Annotated in this window: 3 protein-coding genes; all 3 read left to right on the forward strand. The window is 62.8% G+C overall.

Going from position 1 to position 2,766, the window contains the following annotated elements; translation table 11 throughout:
• Window positions 1-560, forward strand: a 560-nt coding sequence (locus tag ACIQ3R_RS17205; RefSeq protein WP_397420072.1) for an alpha/beta hydrolase family esterase, incomplete at its 5' end; no start/stop codon positions are given.
• A gap of 137 nt (window positions 561-697) precedes the next feature.
• A complete protein-coding gene (locus tag ACIQ3R_RS17210; RefSeq protein WP_397420073.1) occupies window positions 698-2,020 on the forward strand; it encodes a sulfatase in 1,323 nt (440 codons plus the stop codon).
• On the forward strand, window positions 1,998-2,766 hold a 769-nt coding region (locus ACIQ3R_RS17215), incomplete at its 3' end, for an alpha/beta hydrolase family protein (RefSeq protein ID WP_397420074.1). The genes ACIQ3R_RS17210 and ACIQ3R_RS17215, both read left to right, overlap by 23 nt.

Genomic DNA, 2,766 nt, shown 5'->3' on the forward strand with positions numbered 1-2,766 from the left:
TGCCCGAGGTAGACCCCCAGCGCATCTACATCGTCGGTGGATCCAACGGCGGAATGATGACGCATCGCCTTGCCTGCGAAATCCCGGAGATGTTCGCAGGCGCGGTCGCCATGGTTGCCAGCTTGCCCGAACCGCTACGCGAAACATGCCAGCCTCAAGTCTCGGTTCCGATCTTGATGATGAATGGAACGGCCGACCCGCTGGTGCCCTACGGCGGCGGAAACGTTGGTGGCGCGGGTGCAATAGACCAGGGCCGCGTGATCCCTGCGGAGGAAACACTAGCGTTCTGGATCAAGACCAACGCATGCAAGGGTGCGCCCGAGGAGACGACGGCGCCGGACCGCGATCTCGAGGACGGCATGCGGACCGAAATCCGGACTTGGAAGCGGTGCCGCGACGGGGTGCAGGTTTCCTTTTTCAAGATGAACGGTGCAGGCCACGGGCTTCCCGGCCGTTCTCGAACAAAGGCTGCGCTGGCCGAAGAACTCGGTGGACGCTCCACCAACGACTTCGACAGCAGCGAGGAGGCTTGGGCCTTTCTCAAGAGGTTCAGACGATGATGGCTGTGTCTCGCCGAGAAAACGGAGTGGCCGAGTTTCTGGGAGGGGCGAGGCGTCTTGCGCCCGCCATCTTGGCCGCGACGCTTTGGACGGGTTGTTCGACGGCCATTGCCGAGCCTCGACGGCCGAACGTGGTCATGATCATCGCCGATGATCTTGGCGTTGGCGACGTCCGGTACCTCCAGCGTGGGACATTCCGCACGCCAAATATTGACAGGCTCGCTCGTGAAAGCACTGCTTTTTCGAACGCCTATGTCACTGCCGCTGTGTGCAGCCCCTCACGGGCTGGTCTGCATACGGGCCGTTACCAGGCCCGTTTCGGGCACGACTTCAATCCGGGCAACGCCAAAGACCTTGAAGAGATGTCCCTGCCCTCCGGCGTCGAGACAGTTGCAGGGCGGATGAAGCGCGCGGGCTACTTCACGGGCCTCATCGGCAAGTGGCATCTCGAGGGACGTCGAGCTGGCGCGTCGCCTCTGGAACGGGGATTCGACCAGTATTTCGGGTTCGCCAGCGGTGGCTCCTACATCCTAAACCCACGCGATGGAGACATCCTGCTGCGCACGGAAGGCGAGCCCGCCGAGCGCACGCGATCCCAAGGCTTCAGCCGGATGGGATCGCCCGTCGAGATCGACGGCTACAAGACGGATGTGTTGACCACCGAGGCTTTGCATTTCCTCGCCAAGGCTACGTCCGAGGAGCGACCATTCTTCATGGTGCTCGCTCATCACGCACCACATGTTCCGTTTGAGGCGACCAAGGCCTACCTCGACAGGGTCAAGCACATCCGCGATCCGCAGCAACGTGTTTACGCCGCCATGGTGACCGCGCTCGACGACAGCGTGGGGGCGGTTCTCAAGGACCTCGACCGTCGCGGCCTTCGAGACGACACGCTCATTCTGTTCCTGAGTGACAATGGGTGTCCGCCGTACATCGCGCGCGTATGTTCCAATGCGCCCTTCTCCGGACACAAGCGCGACCTTGGCGAGGGTGGCATTCGCTCGCCCTTCCTGATCAGCTGGCCCGGCAGCCAGCGGGGTCCGCCGGTCTACAAACAACCCGTCATCTCCCTCGACCTCGCCGCAACGATTCTAGGCGCAGCGGGCCTTTCGGATCAGCTCTCGGACTTGGACGGCGTCGACTTGGCTCGCTACGTCAACGCCGCCTCGCAAACACCCCATAGGGCCCTCTTCTGGCGTGCGGGAACCGACCTGGCGGTCCGCCGGCAAAACTGGAAGCTGATACAGGTCGATCTTCCTGAAGGCGGACGCCGGAGCTTCCTCTTCGACCTGAAGCGTGATCACGGCGAACAAGAGGATCTCTCAGGCGTCCATCCAGCCTTGGTCAGAGAACTCGAGGCTGAGTGGCGTTCATGGGACGCCAGAAACATCCCGTCGCGCATGCAAGGGCGCGTCACAACAACGCGGATCGCGGGCGTTGAAGTTCAAGCCCGCTACTGACCCTTCCATCGAGAGCAACAAAATGAAACGACTGGCCGGACTGTTCTTGGCGTCATTGCTCTTCACGCCCGCTTCCGCCGCGGCGCCCAAGCGAACAGTCCAGGAGCTGACGATCCAGTCGGGTGACGGGACCCCTCTCAAGGCCGTCTTGAGTCGCCCGCAAGGCGGCGGACGCTATCCGACCATCATAACCGTACATGGCGGTGAGGGCGGCCGTGATTTTGCGACCGTGCGGGCTGTTGCGGATCCGTCGAGCGACTCGCCGACTGTGCAGATGCTCAACGACAGCGACTGGGCGATCCTGTCGATTGGATTTCGACCCGGCGCCATACTCGGAGCCGAAGAAGATGACGTGGTCGCCGCCGTCCGTTTCGCCCAGGCAAATCCCGCCCTTGACCCGAAGCGGATCGCGCTGGTGGGGGGGAGCCACGGCGGAAATCTTGTGCTCCGCGCCGCCATTCGCACGGCGAAGGCGGCCAACTGCGCCGTCGCGGGTTCGCCCTGGATGACCAACCCAGAGCTCTTTTTGAAGGGGGAGTTCTCTAAAGCGCCCTTGTCCGAGCTCAAGCCCGCCGCGCAGCGCTTCATCTCAACCAGCCGGGAGAGGCTCCTGGCGGGGTTCTCGCGCCGAGGTCTCGTCAACGCTGATCTTGACAGGGCGATTGCCGACAAGAGCATCGAGCGAAACGCCAAGCACATCGAGATCCCGGCGCTGTTCCTGCTGAGCGAGGCTGATGTGCAGGTTC

The organism is Phenylobacterium sp. (assembly GCF_044371015.1).
Taxonomy (GTDB): Bacteria; Pseudomonadota; Alphaproteobacteria; order Caulobacterales; family Caulobacteraceae; genus Phenylobacterium.

Coding starts and splice junctions, on each gene's coding strand:
- ACIQ3R_RS17210 (WP_397420073.1), top strand. CDS start 698: ATGATCATCGCCGATGATCTTGGCGTTGGCGACGTCCGGTACCTCCAG.